Origin of the sequence: Streptomyces sp. DH12 (genome assembly GCF_020873895.1) — a bacterium.
GTDB lineage: Bacteria > Actinomycetota > Actinomycetes > Streptomycetales > Streptomycetaceae > Streptomyces.
On sequence record NZ_JAHWGT010000011.1, the window covers coordinates 35,152 to 52,629 of the forward strand.

At 74.8% G+C, this 17,478-nt stretch carries 13 protein-coding genes; 2 read left to right on the forward strand and 11 right to left on the reverse strand.

Annotated elements, in window-relative coordinates:
- Positions 1–8: 8 nt before the first annotated feature.
- The 4 genes from LPA54_RS12305 to LPA54_RS12320 all read right to left on the reverse strand — a co-directional run bounded on the left by LPA54_RS12305 (position 9) and on the right by LPA54_RS12320 (position 6,522).
- Entirely contained in the window at positions 9–1,454 is a 1,446-nt protein-coding gene (locus LPA54_RS12305) for an aldehyde dehydrogenase family protein (protein ID WP_228976756.1), read from the reverse strand.
- Positions 1,455–1,488: 34 nt separating this feature from the next.
- Positions 1,489–2,490: an EamA family transporter gene (locus LPA54_RS12310; protein WP_228976758.1), complete on the reverse strand. Its 1,002-nt coding sequence runs from the start codon at positions 2,488–2,490 to the stop codon at positions 1,489–1,491.
- 90 nt (positions 2,491–2,580) lie between these two features.
- Complete coding sequence (locus LPA54_RS12315) at positions 2,581–4,149, reverse strand: PucR family transcriptional regulator (protein ID WP_228976760.1); 1,569 nt, start codon at positions 4,147–4,149, stop codon at positions 2,581–2,583.
- Positions 4,150–4,293: 144 nt separating this feature from the next.
- Positions 4,294–6,522 (reverse strand): ATP-binding protein, encoded by a 2,229-nt coding sequence (locus tag LPA54_RS12320; protein WP_228976762.1) that lies wholly within the window; start codon positions 6,520–6,522, stop codon positions 4,294–4,296.
- Between the two features lie 242 nt (positions 6,523–6,764).
- Here LPA54_RS12320 and gabT point away from each other — a divergent pair, with 242 nt between their 5' ends.
- Both gabT and LPA54_RS12330 read left to right on the forward strand, forming a co-directional pair.
- On the forward strand, positions 6,765–8,114 hold the full coding sequence (gabT, locus tag LPA54_RS12325) for a 4-aminobutyrate--2-oxoglutarate transaminase (protein WP_228976764.1): 1,350 nt from the start codon (positions 6,765–6,767) through the stop codon (positions 8,112–8,114).
- 183 nt (positions 8,115–8,297) lie between these two features.
- Complete coding sequence (locus LPA54_RS12330) at positions 8,298–9,086, forward strand: phosphatase PAP2 family protein (RefSeq protein WP_228976766.1); 789 nt, start codon at positions 8,298–8,300, stop codon at positions 9,084–9,086.
- On the opposite strand, the gene LPA54_RS12335 is transcribed toward LPA54_RS12330, so the two are convergent.
- The 7 genes from LPA54_RS12335 to LPA54_RS12365 all read right to left on the reverse strand — a co-directional run bounded on the left by LPA54_RS12335 (position 9,037) and on the right by LPA54_RS12365 (position 17,425).
- A complete protein-coding gene (locus LPA54_RS12335) occupies positions 9,037–10,893 on the reverse strand; it encodes a chitinase (protein WP_228976769.1) in 1,857 nt (618 codons plus the stop codon). The two genes, LPA54_RS12330 and LPA54_RS12335, sit on opposite strands and share 50 nt — an antisense overlap.
- Positions 10,894–10,962: 69 nt before the next feature.
- The gene (locus LPA54_RS12340) at positions 10,963–11,514 is read right to left on the reverse strand and encodes a hypothetical protein (RefSeq protein WP_228976771.1); all 552 of its coding nucleotides are present in this window, start codon (positions 11,512–11,514) and stop codon (positions 10,963–10,965) included.
- A 239-nt stretch (positions 11,515–11,753) separates the two neighbouring features.
- The gene (locus tag LPA54_RS12345) at positions 11,754–13,172 is read right to left on the reverse strand and encodes an FAD-binding oxidoreductase (protein WP_228976773.1); all 1,419 of its coding nucleotides are present in this window, start codon (positions 13,170–13,172) and stop codon (positions 11,754–11,756) included.
- Between the two features lie 29 nt (positions 13,173–13,201).
- Positions 13,202–13,999: an ABC transporter permease gene (locus LPA54_RS12350; protein ID WP_228976775.1), complete on the reverse strand. Its 798-nt coding sequence runs from the start codon at positions 13,997–13,999 to the stop codon at positions 13,202–13,204.
- On the reverse strand, positions 13,999–14,961 hold the full coding sequence (locus tag LPA54_RS12355; protein ID WP_228976776.1) for an ABC transporter permease: 963 nt from the start codon (positions 14,959–14,961) through the stop codon (positions 13,999–14,001). The genes LPA54_RS12350 and LPA54_RS12355 overlap by 1 nt, the downstream gene beginning before the upstream one ends.
- Positions 14,958–16,124, reverse strand: a complete 1,167-nt coding sequence (locus tag LPA54_RS12360) for an ABC transporter ATP-binding protein (protein WP_228976778.1) — start codon at positions 16,122–16,124, stop codon at positions 14,958–14,960. Before LPA54_RS12360 ends, LPA54_RS12355 begins: the two co-directional genes overlap by 4 nt.
- A 53-nt stretch (positions 16,125–16,177) precedes the next feature.
- Positions 16,178–17,425: a spermidine/putrescine ABC transporter substrate-binding protein gene (locus tag LPA54_RS12365; protein ID WP_228976780.1), complete on the reverse strand. Its 1,248-nt coding sequence runs from the start codon at positions 17,423–17,425 to the stop codon at positions 16,178–16,180.
- Positions 17,426–17,478: the final 53 nt, after the last annotated feature.

Below are 17,478 nucleotides of genomic sequence, written 5' to 3' on the forward strand. Positions count from 1 at the left end.
CGGGTGGCCTACAGGGCCAGGCCGGTGAGGACCAGCACCCGCTCGTAGGTGTAGTCGTCCATCGCGTAGGCCACGCCCTCGCGGCCGACGCCGGACTGCTTGACGCCGCCGTACGGCATCTGGTCGGCGCGGTACGAGGGGACGTCGCCGACGATCACGCCGCCCACCTCCAGCGCGCGGTGGGCGCGGAAGGCGGTCTGCACGTCGTGCGTGAAGACACCGGCCTGGAGGCCGAACTTGGAGTCGTTGACCGCGGCGAACGCGGCGGCCTCGCCGTCGACCTTGTGGAGGGTCAGGACCGGGCCGAAGACCTCCTCGCGGGCGAGGGTCGTGTCGGCCGGGAGGTCGGCGACGACGGTCGGGGCGTAGCTCGCGCCCTCGCGCTTGCCGCCGGCCAGGAGGGTCGCGCCGGCGGCGACGGCCTCGTCGACCCAGGACTCCACGCGCCGGGCGGCGTCCTCGCTGACCAGCGGGCCGACGTCGGTGGACTCGTCGGCCGGGTCGCCGGTGCCCTGCGCCTCGACGGCGGCGACGACCTTGGCGACGAGCCGGTCGTACACGGCGGCGTCGGCGATGACGCGCTGGACGGAGATGCAGGACTGGCCGGCCTGGTAGTTGGAGAAGGTGGCGATGCGGCTCGCCGCCCAGTCCAGGTCCTCCTCGGAGGACCAGTCGGCGAGGACGACGGCCGCGGCGTTGCCGCCCAGCTCCAGCGTGCAGTGCTTGTGCGGCACGGACTGCTGGATGGCGTAGCCGACCGTGTCGGAGCCGGTGAAGGAGATGACCGGCAGGCGCTCGTCCTGGACGAGGGCCGGCATGCGGTCGTTGGCCACCGGCAGGACCGACCAGGAGCCGGCGGGCAGGTCCGTCTCGGCCAGCAGCTCGCCGAGGACCAGCGCGGAGAGCGGGGTGGCCGGGGCGGGCTTGAGGATGATGGGCGCGCCGACGGCGAGGGCCGGGGCGACCTTGTGGGCGCAGAGGTTCAGCGGGAAGTTGAACGGCGCGATGCCGAGGACGACGCCCTTGGGGAAGCGGCGGGTCAGGGCGAGGCGGCCGGTGCCGCCGGCGTCGGTGTCGAGGCGCTGGGCCTCGCCGCCGTTGAAGCGGCGGGCCTCCTCGGCGGCGAAGCGGAAGACGGAGACGGCGCGGCCGACCTCGCCGCGGGCCCACTTGATCGGCTTGCCGTTCTCGGCGGAGATCAGTCGGGCGATCTCCTCCGTGCGCTCGGCGAGCCGCTTCGACACGTGGTCGAGGGCGGCGGCGCGGACGTGCGCGGGGGTCGCGGCGAACTCTTCGAGGACGGTGTGCGCCGCGGCCACGGCCTCTTCGACCTGGGCCTCGGTGGGCACGCTCACCCGGCCGACGAGGTGGCCGTCCCAGGGGGAGGTGACGTCGAAGGTGGTCTCGCCGGTGGCCTCGCGGCCGGCGAGCCAGAAGGCGTGGGTGGCGGTCATCGCGGTCCCGGCCCTTCGCAGTAGTTGGGGGTGTTCAGCGCAGGCGCTTGCTCTCAGGGGACACGGTAGGCCGGGTGGGCCGGCCCGGCGTTTGTCCTTGGTGGAGTGGTCGGGGTGTCGGGTCCGACGCTTCGGCAGGTGTGCCGCCGCGTTCGGCGCGGACGATCTGCCACACGCCCGCCACGACGACGGCGCCGCCCACGGCGATGGGCCAGGTCAGGGCCTCGTCGAGGATCAGCCAGCCGAGGAGGACGGCGACGACGGGGTTGACGTAGGCGTAGGTCGCGACGAGGGAGAGCGGGGCGCTCTGGAGGAGCCAGGCGTACGCGGTGAACGCGATCAGCGAGCCGAAGACGACGAGGTAGGCCAGGGCGGTCCAGGAGCGGGCGGAGACCTCCGACAGGTCCAGGCCGCGCTGCTCGCCGCGGGCGAGGCCGACGAGGGCGCAGGCGAGCCCGCCCGCCAGCATCTCGTACGCGCTCGCGGTGAACGGGTTGCGGGGCATCGGGATGCGGGAGGAGGAGAAGGAGCCGGCGGACCACATGAGGGTGGCGGCGACGACGGTGAGGACGCCGCCCAGGTGCACGTCGCCGCTGAGCCCCGGCAGGGTCAGGACGGCGAGCCCGGCGAGGCCGAGCAGCACGCCGGCGTACGCGCGGGGGCCCGGGCGTTCGCCGAAGGCGGTGCGCAGGACCACCACCCAGGCCGGCATGACGGCGACGAGCAGGGCGGCGAGGCCGGACGGCACGGAGGTCTCGGCGAGCACGACGAGGCCGTTGCCGCCGAGGAGCAGCAGCACGCCGACGACGGCGGCGGAGGCGAGCTGGGCGCGGGTCACCCGCAGGACGGACGGCCCGTGGCGCCAGACGAGCAGCGCGGCGAGCAGGAGGCCGGCGACGACGAAGCGCGCGCCGGCGGAGAGGAAGGGCGGCAGGGTCTCCACGGTGACGCGGATGCCGAGGTAGGTGGAGCCCCACACGAGGTACACGATCGCCAGCGCGGCCCAGACGCTGCCGCTGATGCGCGCGGTTGTCATGATCAGGAGATTAGGGACTCCCCCGACCGGTCGGCAAAGAATTTGCCCGAGTCCGGGCAGGGGATGGGCGATCGGACCGAGCGAAACCGGTCAATTGGGCGGCTGGGGCGGCTGGTCACCGGTGGTCTTGAGGGCGAGCCACAGCTCCATGCGGACGTCCGGATCGTCCAGGGAGCGGCCGAGGATCTCCTCCACGCGCCGCATCCGGTACCGGAGCGTGTGCCGGTGCACGCCGAGGTCGGCGGCGGCGGCGTCCCACTGGCCGTGCCGGGAGAGCCACGCGCGGACCGAGGCGACGAGGTCGCCGCGGCCGGTCGCGTCGTGCTCGTACAGCGCCCGCAGCAGGCCGTCGGCGAAGGCCCGGACCGCGTCGTCGGCGAGCAGCGGCAGGAGGGAGCCGGTCGCCAGCTCCTCGTGCTCGACGAGGGCCCGCCCGCGCCGGCGGGCGACCGACAGTGCCTGCTCCGCCTGCTTGTACGCGGTGCCGGCCGCTATCGGGCCGGCCGGGGCGGACAGCCCGACCAGGGCGCCCGCCTCGTCGGCCTCCTGCGCCGCGTACGCGGCACAGGCCGCCACCACCGCTCCCCCGTCCTCGGCGAGGACCACCAGCCGGTCGTCCCCCTCCGGCACGGTGAGCACCGCTTCGCCGGCGTGCGCGGCGGCCGCCTCCAGCACGTCGGCGAGCACGGCCAGCGGCGGCTCGCCGGCCGGGTCGCCGTCGCCGGCGGACTCGGCGATCAGCAGTCGGAACGGGGCGTCGAGGAGCCCGCCGTACAGGTCCCCGGCGACCGTCCGGGCGTGGTCCGGCTGCCCGGCGAGCATCATGCGCAGCACCGCCGCGCCGAGGCGCTGCTCGGCGGCCTGGAGGGACCGGGACCGCTCCGTGGTGAGGGTGAGCAGGGCGACGGCCGAGTGCACGGCGTACCGCTCCGCCGTGCCGAGCGGCGCCCCGGTGCCGACCGCCAGCGCGCCGCGCACCCGCCGCCCGGTGCCGAGCGACTGGAGCTCCACCCGGTCCTCGGTGCCGCCGACGACGGCGCTGGCCGGAGCGGTCCGCTCGCGCAGCCGCTCGACGTCCGGGGTGAGCCGCGCGGCCCGCCGCGCCGCCCAGTCGGGGGCGGCGGCCAGGACGGCACCGGAGGCGTCGTAGAGCGCCGCCCAGCCGTCGACGTGCGCGGCCAGCCGGGCCACCACGGCGCCGGGCCCCTCGGCGAGCGCCGCGCGGGTCAGCTCGCGCTGCACCTCGAAACCGGCGGTCACCGCCCGGTACTGGTCGGCGGCGAGCGCGGCGGACACCGCCTTGACGATGGCGAGGAAGGGGGTGCGGCGGGGCACCTCCAGCAGCGGCAGGTCCTCGTCGTGGGCGGCGTCCAGCAGCGCCTGCGGGATCTCGTCGTGGTTCACGCCGACGGCGAAGCCCACACCCACCACCCCCGCCCCGGCGAGCCGGCGGACGTAGCGGCGCATGGCCTCGGCGTCCGTCGCGTCGAGCGTCATGGCGGTGGTGAGCAGCAGCTCGCCGCCCTCCATGTACGGGACGGGGTCGGCGAGTTCGCTGACGTGGGCCCAGCGCACCGGGGTGTCGAGGCGCTCCGCACCGGCGCGCACGACGAGCTTGAGCGCCGGGTGCTGGACGAGCGAGGCAAGGGTGAGCGGCATGGGACCGGCCGGCCTTCGGGAGGGAGACGGGCGTGAGGGACGGCAGGGGGTTCCTCGCCGTTCCTCACCGATTTCGCCGTCCCGTATGAACGGCTCCCCTCAATTGTGCCAGGACGTACCAGTGCCGCTTGCGACGCGCGCCGGTCAGCCCCGCAGATCGACCAGGACCGGGGGCGCGTGCTCCCCCCGGACGCCCGTCACGGACAGCACCGCGTGCCCGGCGGGCACCCCGTGCGCCAGCTCCGACGCCGACCAGCGCTGCCGCTCCACCTCGCGCACGGTGACCGCCTCCGCGGTGGCCGCCCGGCCGGTCACCAGGCGGCGCATGAAGTGCATCGCCTTGGTCAGCGGCTCGTCGGAGATGATCTGCCGGTTGGTGACGTCCCGGGTCTGCACCCACTCGGTGCCCCAGACCTCGGCGAACCTGCCGCCGTCCCACGGCGCGAGCCCGGCGAACGCCATGCGGCAGCCGACCGCGCCGAGCAGCGGCCCGCGCAGGTGCTCGGGCACGTCCTGGAGGGTGCGCAGCGCGAGGACGACGCCGGCGTGGGCGGAGCGCAGCCGCTGCACGGCGCGCACGGAGTCGGCGGTGACGGTGTCCGTCGCGTCGTCCAGCACGAGGCACGCGAAGAGCGAGCGGTCGGCGCGGGCGAGCGCGGCCTCGGTGAACTGGGCGAGCAGCAGCCGGGCCACGATCCGCGACGCCTCGGCGTGGCCGCGCTCGGGCAGGTCGACGCGGACGCGCAGCGGGTGCTCGATGGCGCGCAGCGAGAAGGGGCGGCCGGCGCCGTCGGTGCGGAAGGAGCCGGCGAAGGCCGGGCGGTCCAGGAAGGCGACGCGCTCGGCGAGGAGCACCGCGACGTCGTCGCCGCGCTCGGCCTGCCGGGCGCGCGCGTCCACCTCGCGCAGCTGCGCGGGGTCGCCGGCGACGGCGGCCCGCAGCTCGGCGAGGGCCCGCGGATCGCCGCCGAGCAGCTCCCGCAGCTCCGGTACGCCGGGGAAGCGCCCGTGCGCGGCCCGGTAGGGGCCGATGAGCTGGGCGAGCGCCGTCGCGGCGCGGCGGCTGTCGGGCACGAGGTCGCCGACGAGCGCCTCGGCGAGCGTACGGGCCGCCTCGTCGGCGTCGTCCGCGCCGCCGTACAGGTCGAGGTCGTGCCGCGAGCCGGGGCGGCCGACGGGGATGACCACGTCGAACGCCGCGTCCGGGGCGAGCGGCGAGCCCTGGGCGGTCACGGCGACCACGGCGGCGCGGTTGGCGAGCGCCTGGAGGCACAGCGCCTCGGTGACGGGCCGCACGAGCCGGTCGGTCTTGCCCGCCGCGGCGGGACCGACCGCGAGGAGGGAGGTGCCGAGCAGGGCCGGTTCGAGGGCGACTGCGGTGGTGCGGCGGCCGTAGGGGTTGCGCGGGTGGTCGGCGGCGGTGCCGATGCGCACCTGGCCGGTGGCCAGGTCGTGGACGGCGGTACGGGCCGGCAGGTCGCGCGCGCCCGAGGGGTGGGCGCAGGCGGCGGGCCCGTGGGCGCGTACCGCGTCGGTGAACGCGGCGAGCCGGTCGGGGTGGCTGCGCACGCCGTGCCAGGCCCGCTGGATCCGGGCGTAGTCGACGTCGCCGAGGGCGCCGGTGCGAGTCGCCTCGGCGAGCCGGTCGGCCGCCTCGGTCAGGCCGGCGGCGCGCAGCTCGGGCCAGTCGGCGGGGTCGGGGCCGGTACGGGGCGGCGGGACGGCGGCGGCCCGGGCGCGGGAGCGCCGGGCGTAGCGCCGCCAGATCTCCGGGACGTGGCCGACGCGCGCGAAGAAGACGAGCAGGCCGCCGCCGACGAGGGCGTAGTACACGTAGCTGGCGGTGGCCCAGGTCTCCGGCTGGGAGCGCCAGGCGTCGGGGGTGAAGGCGACGAGCGGCCAGAGCCAGTAGTGGCCCAGGTAGCCGTTCCACAGCAGGGACCACAGCAGCCAGCCGCTCAGCAGCGCGATGAGCGCCCCGGCGACGAGCCGGCGGGCGGGGACGTGCTCGGGCTCCTCCGCCGGCCGGGGCCGGTGGCCCAGCCGCCACACCCCCGGTTCCGCCTCGGGGCGCGGGGTGCGCAGCCAGTCGAGGACGGACCCGGCCGTCGCGGGCGCGTGGCGCGGCGCGGGCGGCGGGGCCGCCGGTGCGGCGAGGCCGCCGGACGGGGCCGCGCCGGAAGGCACCGGGGCCGGGACGTCGGGGGTCGCCGGGCCCGGGTGCGCCGCCGGCGCCGCGGGCGGGGTCGGCGGCAGCGGCGGTGGGGCGGCCGGGCGCGGCGGGGGGCCGGCCCGGTGCGGCGGGGCGGTCGGGTGCGGGACGGGGTCGGCGTGGGCGCCCCGAGCCTCGTACGACGTGCCGTCCCTGTCCATGATTCCCCTGCCCCCTGACCCGCCGGGCCGCCCGCGTGCGTGCACCGGCCAATGTAGTGCCCGCGGCGGCCGTCGGGGCCGGTCGACGCGGACCCGCGGGCCGCGCCCGGGTCGCTATGTCCGCCACGGACAACGACGCGCGCCCCACCACTCCCGAACGGCGCATGCCTCCTCGCCCCGTGGGGCCTAGCCTGCGGGAGAAAGCAGAGCCACCGCCTCGTACGTACCCCCAGGAGCCCCGCATGACCGAAATCCCGCAGGAGCGCCGCGTCGTCACCGCCATTCCCGGCCCGAAGTCGCAGGAGCTCCAGGCCCGGCGACTCGCCTCCGTCGCGGGCGGCGTCGGCTCGGTGCTGCCGGTGTTCACCGCCCGCGCGGGCGGCGGTGTCATCGAGGACGTGGACGGCAACAGCCTGATCGACTTCGGTTCCGGCATCGCGGTCACCTCCGTGGGCGCCTCCGCCGAGGCCGTCGTGCGCCGCGCCTCCGCGCAGCTCCAGGACTTCACCCACACCTGCTTCATGGTCACCCCGTACGAGGGGTACGTGGAGGTCTGCGAGGCGCTGGCCGAGCTCACCCCCGGTGACCACGCGAAGAAGTCGGCCCTGTTCAACAGCGGCGCCGAGGCCGTCGAGAACGCGGTCAAGATCGCCCGTTCGTACACCAAGCGCCAGGCCGTCGTCGTCTTCGACCACGGCTACCACGGCCGGACGAACCTCACGATGGCGCTGACCGCCAAGAACATGCCGTACAAGCACGGCTTCGGGCCGTTCGCGCCCGAGGTGTACCGCGTGCCGGTGGCGTACGGCTACCGCTGGCCGACCGGTCCGGAGAACTGCGGCCCCGAGGCCGCCGCGCAGGCGATCGACCAGATCACCAAGCAGATCGGCGCCGAGAACGTCGCCGCGATCATCATCGAGCCCGTGCTGGGCGAGGGCGGCTTCATCGAGCCGGCCAAGGGCTTCCTCCCCGCGATCGTCGAGTTCGCCAACGCCAACGGCATCGTCTTCGTCGCGGACGAGATCCAGTCCGGCTTCTGCCGCACCGGCCAGTGGTTCGCCTGCGAGGACGAGGGCATCGTCCCCGACCTGATCACGACGGCCAAGGGCATCGCGGGCGGCCTGCCGCTCGCCGCCGTCACCGGCCGCGCCGAGATCATGGACTCCGTCCACGGCGGCGGCCTCGGCGGCACCTACGGCGGCAACCCGGTGGCCTGCGCGGGCGCGCTCGGCTCCATCGAGACGATGCGGGAGCTCGACCTCAACGCCAAGGCCAAGCGCATCGAGGAGGTCATGAAGGGCCGTCTCGCCGCGCTGCAGGAGAAGTACGCCGACAAGGTCGGGTGCCAGATCGGCGACATCCGCGGCCGCGGCGCCATGATCGCGATCGAGCTGGTGAAGGACGCGGCGACCAAGGAGCCGAACCCGGAGGCCGCCGCCGCGCTCGCCAAGGCCTGCCACGCCGAGGGCGTGCTCGTCCTGACCTGCGGAACGTACGGCAACGTGCTGCGCTTCCTGCCGCCGCTGGTGATCGGCGAGGACCTGCTCGACGAGGGCCTGGACGTCATCGAGGCCGCGTACGCCGGCATCTGACGCGGGTTCGGGTCACCGGTCCGGCACGGGTTCGGGTCACCGGTCCGGCACGGCTCGCCCGTGCGCGCTCCGGACGGCCGGGGCGCGCCGGGACGCGCACGTCGTGAAGAAGGTGTGGGGGGCCGATGGCGGGTTGGGGAGCCGCCTGTCGGCCCCCCGGCCCGTGGCGTACGGTCGGAACGGATGAGAGAAGAAAGCCGCTCGCAGGGGACTGCGGGCGGATCCAGGCCGGGACCTCCCCAGTTCCGCCCTGGCCGTGCCCTCGCGCACCGCGCCGGCGCCTCAGGCTCCGGCACTCCTCACCGATCGGACGGTCGCCCGCCCCACACCCCCCGGGGCGAGCGGCACACCGGTCCTGCCGGCCGTCCCGGAACAACCCCCCCTGTTCCGGGACGGCCGGCTTTCGTCTGCGCGCTCCTGCTGCTCGTCGGCTTCCTGCTGGTCACCTGGCAGGTGGCCGTCCGCGGCCCGCTGGCCGGCCTGGACGAGCGGTGGGGCCGCGCCCTGGCCGGCCGGGGCCCCGCCCCGCTCGCCGAGCTGGGCGCCGACCTCGGCAACGTCGCGGTCGCCGTGCCCGTCCTCGCCGCTGCCGCCGCGTACGCCGCGTGGCGCGGGCGGCGGCGCCCGGCGCTCTACGCGCTCGCCGCGATGGCCCTCGTCCCGGCCCTGGTGGTGCCGCTGAAGGCGCTGCTCGACCGGCCGGGGCCGCTGACCCAGGCGACCGGCTACTACCCGTCGGGGCACACCGCGACCGCGCTGGTGGCGTACTGCGGGGCGGCGCTGCTGGTGCACCGGCGGGCGCTGCTGCCCGTCGCCGCGGTGCTGACGGCGGCGACGGGCGCGGGGCTGGTGCTGCGCGGGTACCACTGGCCGCTGGACGTCGCCGGGAGCCTGCTGCTCTTCGGCGCTGGCGGCCTGGCGGTCAGTTCCAGCGGTAGGCGTCGAAGTTCCGGGAGAACTCCCCGCCGTTGAAGCGGTCCCAGTTGACGGACCAGGTCATGAGGCCGCGCAGGCCGGGCCAGGTGCCGTGGGTGCGGTAGGTGCCGCAGCCGGTGCCCTTGGTGAGGCAGTCGAGCGCCTTGTCCACCTCGGCGGGCGGGGTGTGGCCGTTGCCCGCGTGGGTCGAGGCGGGCAGGCCGATGGCGACCTGCTCGGGGCGCAGGGCCGGGAAGAACCGGCCCGGGTCGCGCGCCACGGGGAATCCGGTGAGCAGCATGTCGGTGAGCGCGATGTGGAAGTCGGCGCCGCCCATCGAGTGGTACTGGTCGTCCAGTCCCATGATCGGGCCGGAGTTGTAGTGCTGGACGTGCAGGAGGGTCAGGTCGTCGCGCAGCGCGTGGATGACCGGCAGGTAGGCGCCGGCGCGCGGGTCCTGGCCGCCCCAGGGGCCCGAGCCGTAGTACTGGTAGCCGAGTTGCACGAAGAACGTCTCGGGCGCCATGGTCAGCACGAAGTCCTCGCCGTACCGGGCCTTCAGGGTGCGCAGCGCCGAGATCAGGTGGACGACGACCGGGGTCTTCGGGTTGCGGAAGTCGGTGTCGCCGGTGTCCAGCGAGAGGGAGTGGCCCTCGAAGTCGATGTCGAGGCCGTCGAGGCCGTACTCGTCGATGATCTTCGAGACGGACGTGACGAAGGTGTCGCGGGCGGCGGCGGTGGCGAGCCGGACCTGCCCGTTCTGGCCGCCGATGGAGATGAGGACCTTCTTGCCCGCGGCCTGCTTGGCGCGGATCGCGGCCTTGAACTCGTCCTCCGTCTCGACGTTCGGGCACTCCGTCCTCGGGCAGAGGCGGAAGCGGATGTCGCCGGAGGTGACGGAGGTGGGTTCGCCGAAGGCGAGGTCGATGACGTCCCAGGAGTCCGGGACGTCGGCCATGCGGGTGTACCCGGAGCCGTTGGCGAAACTGGCGTGCAGGTAGCCGACGAGGGCGTGGGCGGGCAGCGCCGGGCCGGGGCCCGTACCTCCGTCGGCCGTGCGCGCGGTCACGGCCGCGGAGCGGGGCGACTCGCCGGCGCTGTTGGTCGCGGTCACCTGGAAGGTGTACGACGTGGCCGGGGTGAGCCCGGTGACGGTGGCGGAGGTGCCGGTGGTCGTCAGGGCCCTGGCGCCGTCGCGGTACACGGTGTAGCCGGTCGCGCCGGCGGAGGGCCGCCAGGTGAGCGGCACGCCGGAGGAGGTGGGGGTCCCGGCGGTGAGGTCGGCGGGGGCGGCGGGGAGCTGCACCGGGTCGCCGCCGGGGCCGGTGAGCGACAGGTCGTCGGCGTGGTAGGCGGCGGTGCCGTACCAGCCGTGGGTGTAGACGGTCACCGAGCGGGTGGCCGGGCCGGTGCGGAAGGTGGTGGTGAGCTTCTGCCAGTCGGGGGCGGACGGGGTCCAGGTGGAGACGTCGGTGGTGCCGGTGCCGGACGCGCCGAGGTAGGCGAGCCCGCCGTGCACCCAGCCGCTCAGCGTGTAGGCCGCGTCGGGCCGGACGGCGACGGTCTGGGCGCAGCGCGCGTGGTCGCCGCCCGCGGGGGCGGCGCGCAGGGCCCGGCTGCCGGTGCGTACGGGCGCCTCGACGGCGGCGCCGCTCCCCGCCGAGCAGGTCCAGCCGTCCAGGCCGGCCTCGAAGCCGCCGTTGCGGGCCAGTTCGGTGTCGGCGGCGGGCGCGGCGGCCGGCCCCGGGGCGGGCCGGGCGCGGGGGTGCGCCTCGGCGGTGTGGGCGGCTGCGGCGAGGCCGCCCGCCGCGAGTACGGCCGCCAGCGCGGCGGCGAGGGGTCTGGTGCGACGTGTGCGGTCCACAACTGCTCCCGTGGGTGGGGGTGTCGAGGGTGCGGCGCGCCCACAAGATGGTCCAGACCAATTCGGTTGTCAAGCCCTCCCGTCGCCACCGCCCCCGCCGCCGCGCTCCCCGCCGTCACCGCCGCCGTCACCCCCGCCGCCTTCACCGCCGCCGGCGATGCGCCCGGCCGCCTCGTGCAGCGCCAGCTCCAGCAGGGCCGGTTCGGTCAGCGTGCCGGAGCCGTCCGGCAGGACCAGCCAGCGCGCCGCGCCCACCACCCGCCCCGGGTGCGGCACCGCGATCCACGCGCCCCGCCCGGCGGTGCGCGTCCCGGTGCCGACCCAGCGCGCGGCCGTGCCGACGGGGACGAAGAACCCCGTCCGCTCGCCGCCGAAGCCCCGCAGCACCGGCCCCGGGCGCTCCACCAGCCGGTGCAGCACCTCCAGCGCCGGGCGGCCGAGCCACTCCGGCACGATGAGCACGTCCCAGCGGCGCCCCGCCGGGAGGAGGGCGGTCCCCAGCGGGTCGCGCTCCCACTCCCGGCGGCAGGCGCCGGGGTCGGGTGCCGCCGCCGCCAGCCACTCCACCGCCGCCCGAGCCCCCGCCGAGCCGCGCCGGCCCGAAGCCCCCGTACCCGTCATCGCGCATCGCCTCCGTGTCCGTGTCCGACCGCCCGTCAGGGCGGTGCCGTCGCACGGGGAGAGCCGGGCGGGCCCGGATCATTACGCGACTTCGGCCACCACGAAGGGGTGAACCGGCCCGCGGGGGCGCACGCCGGGCGGGTACGGGGGCGCTCGCGCCTCCCCGTACCGCCAGGGCCTCCGGCGGGCCAGGACCTGGGGGGCGTCTCGCCGATCCGGCCCGGTCGACGAGACACCCCCTAGCTGTCGAAGCCGAGCCCGACCCGGTCCATCGCCCGCAGCCACAGGTTGCGGCGGCCGCCGTTGGCGTCGGCGCGGGCCAGCGACCACTTCGTCACGCCGATGCCCGCCCAGGCGAACGGCTCGGGCGGGAACGGCAGCGGCTTCCTGCGCACCATCTCCAGCTCGGTGCGCTCCGTGCGCTCCCCCGCCAGCAGGTCCAGCATCACGTCGGCGCCGAACCGGGACGCGCCGACGCCGAGCCCGGTGTAGCCGGCGGCGTACGCGACCCGGCCGCGGTGCGCCGTGCCGAAGAAGGCCGAGAAGCGGGAGCACGTGTCGATGGCGCCGCCCCAGGCGTGGGTGAACCGCACGCCCTCCAGCTGCGGGAAGCAGCGGAAGAAGTGCTCCGCCAGGGTGAGGTAGGTCTCGGGCCGCTGGTCCAGCTCCGTCCGCACGCGCCCGCCGAAGGGGTAGATCGCGTCGTAGCCGCCCCACAGGACGCGGTTGTCGGCGCTGAGGCGGAAGTAGTGGAACTGGTTGGCGCTGTCGCCCAGGCCCTGGCGGCCGCGCCAGCCGACGGAGGCCAGCTGCTGCGCCGTCAGCGGCTCGGTCATCAGGGCGTAGTCGTAGACGGGCACCGTGTACAGCCGTGTGCGCCGGACCAGCGACGGGAAGACGTTGGTGCCGAGGGCCACCTGCCGGGCGACGACCCGGCCGTAGGGGGTCCGTACGGCCATGGCGGCGCCGGCCGGGGCGAGGTCGAGGCCGCGGGTGTTCTCGTACACGCGCACCCCCGCCTCCAGGCAGGCCCGCTTCAGGCCCCAGGCGAGCTTCGCCGGGTGCAGCAGCGCGACCCCGCGCCGGTCCCACACGCCGCCGAGGAACGTCGGCGAGTCGACCTGCGCGCACACCGCCTCCCGGTCCATCAGCTCCAGTCCGTCGGCGAGGCCGAGGCGCCGGGCCTCCTCGTAGGTGTCGCGCAGCTCGGCGAGCTGGTGCGGCTCGGTGGCCACGTCGATCTCGCCGGTCCGCTCGAAGTCGCAGTCGATGCCGTACACGGCGACGGCGGCCTCGATGGCGTCGAGGTTGCGTGCGCCGAGCTCCTCCAGCTTCGGCAGTTCCTCCGGCCACCGGGCCAGGCCGTTGCCGAAGCCGTGGGTGAGGGAGGCGGCGCAGAAGCCGCCGTTGCGCCCCGAGGCGGCCCAGCCCGCCTCGCGGCCCTCGATGAGCACCACGTCCCGCCGCGGGTCGCGCTCCTTGGCGAGGAGCGCGGTCCACAGCCCGCTGTAGCCGCCGCCCACCACGAGCAGGTCGCAGTTCTCCGTGGCGGTGAGGGCGGGGCGGGCGGCGGGCTTGCCGGGGTCTTCCAGCCAGAAGGGGACGGGCTGGGCGTCCGAGAGTGATCGTGCAGCGGTCCGCATGGCGACGGGGGCCATGGCTTCCAACTCCCTTGCAGGTGCGGGTGTTACCGGAGGTTGTCCGTACGCTTGCGCCGGGCGGCGACGAGCTGCCCGACGACGACGAGCAGCACCGCGACGACGAACATCGCCGTGCCGATGACGTTGATCTGCACGGGCGTGCCGCGCTGGGCCGAGCCCCACACGAACATGGGGAAGGTGACCGTCGAGCCCGCGTTGAAGTTCGTGATGATGAAGTCGTCGAACGACAGGGCGAACGCGAGCAGCGCGCCGGCCGCGATGCCGGGGGCCGCGATCGGCAGGGTGACCCGCAGGAAGGTCTGCACCGGGCCCGCGTACAGGTCCCGGGCCGCCTCCTCCAGGCGGGGGTCCATGGACAGCACCCGGGCCTTGACCGCCACGACGACGAAGCTCAGGCAGAACATGACGTGCGCGATGAGGACGGTCGTGAAGCCCAGCTCGGCGCCCATGTTGAGGAAGAGCGTGAGCAGCGAGGCGGCCATGACCACCTCGGGCATGGACATCGGCAGGAAGATCAGCGAGTTGACCGCGCCGCGCGCCCGGAAGCGGTACCGGACGAGGGCGAAGGCGATCATCGTGCCGAGGACGGTCGCGCCGAGCGTGGCCCAGGCGGCCAGCTGGAGGGAGAGGGCGAGCGAGCCGCACAGGCCCGCGACGCCGCACGGGTCCCGCCAGGCGGCGGTGGAGAACTCCTGCCAGGAGTAGTTGAAGCGTCCCACCGGGTCGTTGAAGGAGAACACCGTCACGACGACGTTCGGCAGGAGCAGGTAGGCGAGCGTCAGCAGTCCCGCCAGCGGGACGAGCTTCTCGCGGAGCCGGCGCATCAGACCAGGTCCTCCGTTCCGGCGCGGCGGATGTAGAAGGTGACCGCGACGAGCACGGCGGCCATGAGCAGGAAGGAGAGCGCGGCGGCCGTCGGGTAGTCGAGCACCCGCAGGAACTGCGACTGGATGACGTTGCCGACCATCTTGGTCTCGGTCGAGCCGAGCAGTTCGGCGTTGACGTAGTCGCCGCTCGCCGGGATGAAGGTGAGCAGGGTGCCGGAGACGACGCCGGGGAGGGAGAGCGGGAAGGTCACCTTGCGGAAGGTGGTGGCGGGGGACGCGTACAGGTCCTTGGCGGCCTCGTGCAGCCGGCCGTCGATCCGCTCCAGCGAGGTGTACAGCGGCAGGATCATGAACGGCAGGAAGTTGTACGTCAGCCCGCACACGACCGCGAGCGGGGTGGCCAGCACCCGGTCGCCCTCGGTCCAGCCGAGCCAGCTCGTGACGTCCAGGACGTGCAGCGCGTTCAGGGCGCCGACGACGGCGCTGTCGTCCGCCAGGATCGTCTTCCACGCGAGCGTGCGGATGAGGAAGCTGGTGAAGAAGGGGGCGATGACGAGGACGAGGAGCACGGTGCGCCACCGTCCGGCCCGGAACGCGATGAGGTACGCGAGCGGGTAGCCGAGCAGCAGGCACAGCGCGGTCGCGGTCCCCGCGTACAGCAGGGAGCGGACGAACTGCGGCCAGTACTCCCGCAGCGCCTCCCAGTAGGTCGGGAAGTGCCAGGTGACCTCGAAGCCCTCCTCCAGGGAGCCGGTCTGCACGGAGGTCGACGCCTGGTAGACCATCGGCAGCGCGAAGAAGACGAGCAGCCACAGGACACCGGGCAGGAGCAGCCAGTACGGGACGAGCCGCCGCCGGACCGGGCGCCGGCGCGGCGCCGGCGACGTGCCGGGTCCGGCCGGAGCCCCGGTCGCTCCGGGCGTATCGGGTGGCGTGCCGGGTGCTTCGGTGACGGTCACGCGGCGTCCTCCACCTTCTCCACGCCCGCGTCGGCGTCCTGGGCGGCGTCGAGACCGAAGGTGTGCGCCGGGTTCCAGTGCAGGACGACCTCGGCGCCGGGGGCGAGGCGCGGGTCGCGTTCGACGTTCTGCTCGTACACCTGCAGACCGGTGCCGGCCGGCCCGTCCACGACGTACTGGGTGGAGACGCCGATGAAGGACGTGGTGACGATCCGGCCGGTGACGCGGTTGCGGCCCGTGTCGATCGCGCCCGCGTCGTCGGCGTGGGCGAGCGAGATCTTCTCCGGGCGGATGCCGACCAGCAGCCTGCCGCCGGCGGTCGCGGGGGCCTGGCAGCGGTCCGCGGGCAGCCGCAGCGCGCCCCCGCCGGCGGTCACGACGAGGTCCCGGCCGCCCGCCTCGGCGACCTCGGCCGCGATGAGGTTGGAGGTGCCGAGGAAGTTGGCGACGAAGGTGGTGCGCGGGTTGTCGTAGAGGTCGGCGGGGGCGCCGAGCTGTTCCACGCGTCCGCCGTTCATCACCGCGACGGTGTCGGCCATCGTCATGGCCTCCTCCTGGTCGTGGGTGACGTGGACGAAGGTGATGCCGACCTCGGTCTGGATCCGCTTGAGCTCCAGCTGCATCCGGCGGCGCAGCTTGAGGTCGAGGGCGCCCAGCGGCTCGTCGAGCAGCAGCACCTGGGGGTGGTTGATGAGCGCGCGGGCGACGGCGACGCGCTGCTGCTGGCCGCCGGAGAGCTGGTGCGGCCGGTGCCCCGCCTTGTCGCCGAGCTGGACGAGGTCGAGCATGTCGGCGACCTGCTTGCGGACGGACTTGACGCCGCGGCGGCGCAGCCCGAAGGCGACGTTCTCGTGGATCGACAGGTGCGGGAAGAGGGCGTAGGACTGGAAGACGGTGTTGACGGGCCGCTTGTGGGGCGGCAGGTCGGTGACGTCCCGGTCGCCGAGGAAGACCGTGCCGGTGGTGGGGTCCTCCAGGCCGGCGATCATGCGCAGGGTGGTCGTCTTGCCGCAGCCGGAGGCGCCGAGGAGGGCGAAGAAGGAACCCTGCGGGACGGTGAGGTCCAGGGGGTGGACGGCGGTGAAGGAGCCGTAGGTCTTGCTGATGCCGGTGAGGCGGACGTCGCCGCCGGCGGTGTGCGTGTCGGTGGTGTCAGTGGTCATGGAGGGCGGTCCCGGAGGTCGAGGGGTGGACGGCGGCGGTGGGCGCGGCGGGCTCAGGCACCGATGAGCCCGGCGAACTTCTCCTCGTACGCCGTCTCCTCCGCGCTGGTGAGGGAGCGGAAGGCGCGCGACTTCGCCGCCATGGCCTTGTCCGGGAGGATCAGCGTGTTCGACGCCAGGGCGGGGTCGATCCGCGCGAGCTCGTCGCGCACCCCGTCGACCGGGCAGACGTAGTTGATGTAGGCGGCGAGGCGGGCGGCGACCGGCAGCTCGTAGTAGTAGTCGATGAGCTTCTCCGCGTTCGTCTTGTGCCGGGCGCCGACGGGCACGAGGAGGTTGTCGCTGGAGGTGATGTAGCCGGCCGACGGGATGGCGAAGCGGATGTCGGGGTTGTCGGCCTGGAGCTGGATGACGTCGCCGGCCCAGGCGAGGCAGGCGGCCAGGTCGCCCTTGTTCAGGTCGGAGGTGTAGTCGTTGCCGGTGAAGCGGCGGATCTGCCGGGTCTCGGTGCCCTTGCGGAGCCGGCCGATCGCGGCGTCGTAGTCGGCGTCGGTGAACGCGCCCGGGTCCTTGCCGAGGTCGAGGAGGGTCATGCCGACGGTGTCGCGCATCTCGGTCAGGAAGCCGACCCGGCCCTTGAGCCGCGGGTCGTCCAGCATCTGGCTGACGGAGTCGACCTTGCGGCCGCCGGTGGCCTTGGCGTTGTACGCGATGACCGTCGAGATGCCGGTCCAGGGGTAGGAGTGCGCCCGGCCCGGGTCCCAGTCGGGGCGGCGGAACTGCGCGGAGAGGTTCGCGTACGCGTGGGGCAGGTTCGCCGCGTCCAGCTTCTGCGCCCAGCCGAGCCGGATGATGCGGGCGGCGAGCCAGTCGGTGACGCAGATCAGGTCGCGGCCGGTGTCCTGGCCGGCGGCCAGCTGCGGCTTGATCTTGCCGAAGAACTCGACGTTGTCGTTGATGTCGGCGGTGTACTTCACCGCGATCCCGGTGCGCCGGGTGAACGCCTCCAGCGACGGGTGGCTCTTCTCGTCCTCGCCGACGTCCATGTACTCGGTCCAGTTGGAGAAGGCCAGCCGCTTCTCCGCCGCCGAGAAGTCCGTCGCGGCGGGACCCCCGCCCTCCCGCTTGGCGGGCGGGATCCCGCAGGCGCTCACCCCGGCGAGGCCGCCGACGGCGAGCGCCCCGAAGCCCGTGGCACGCAGCACGGACCGGCGGGTGAGGGCCCCCCTGCCCTCGGTCAGGCTGCGCCGCATCGCGGCGGCCTGGGCCGCGGAGGGGGTGTCGGGCTCGTACTGCTCCATGCGCTGTGCCCTTTCGGGAGGGGTGGGTGGCCACTGGTCCTGCGGTACGCCGT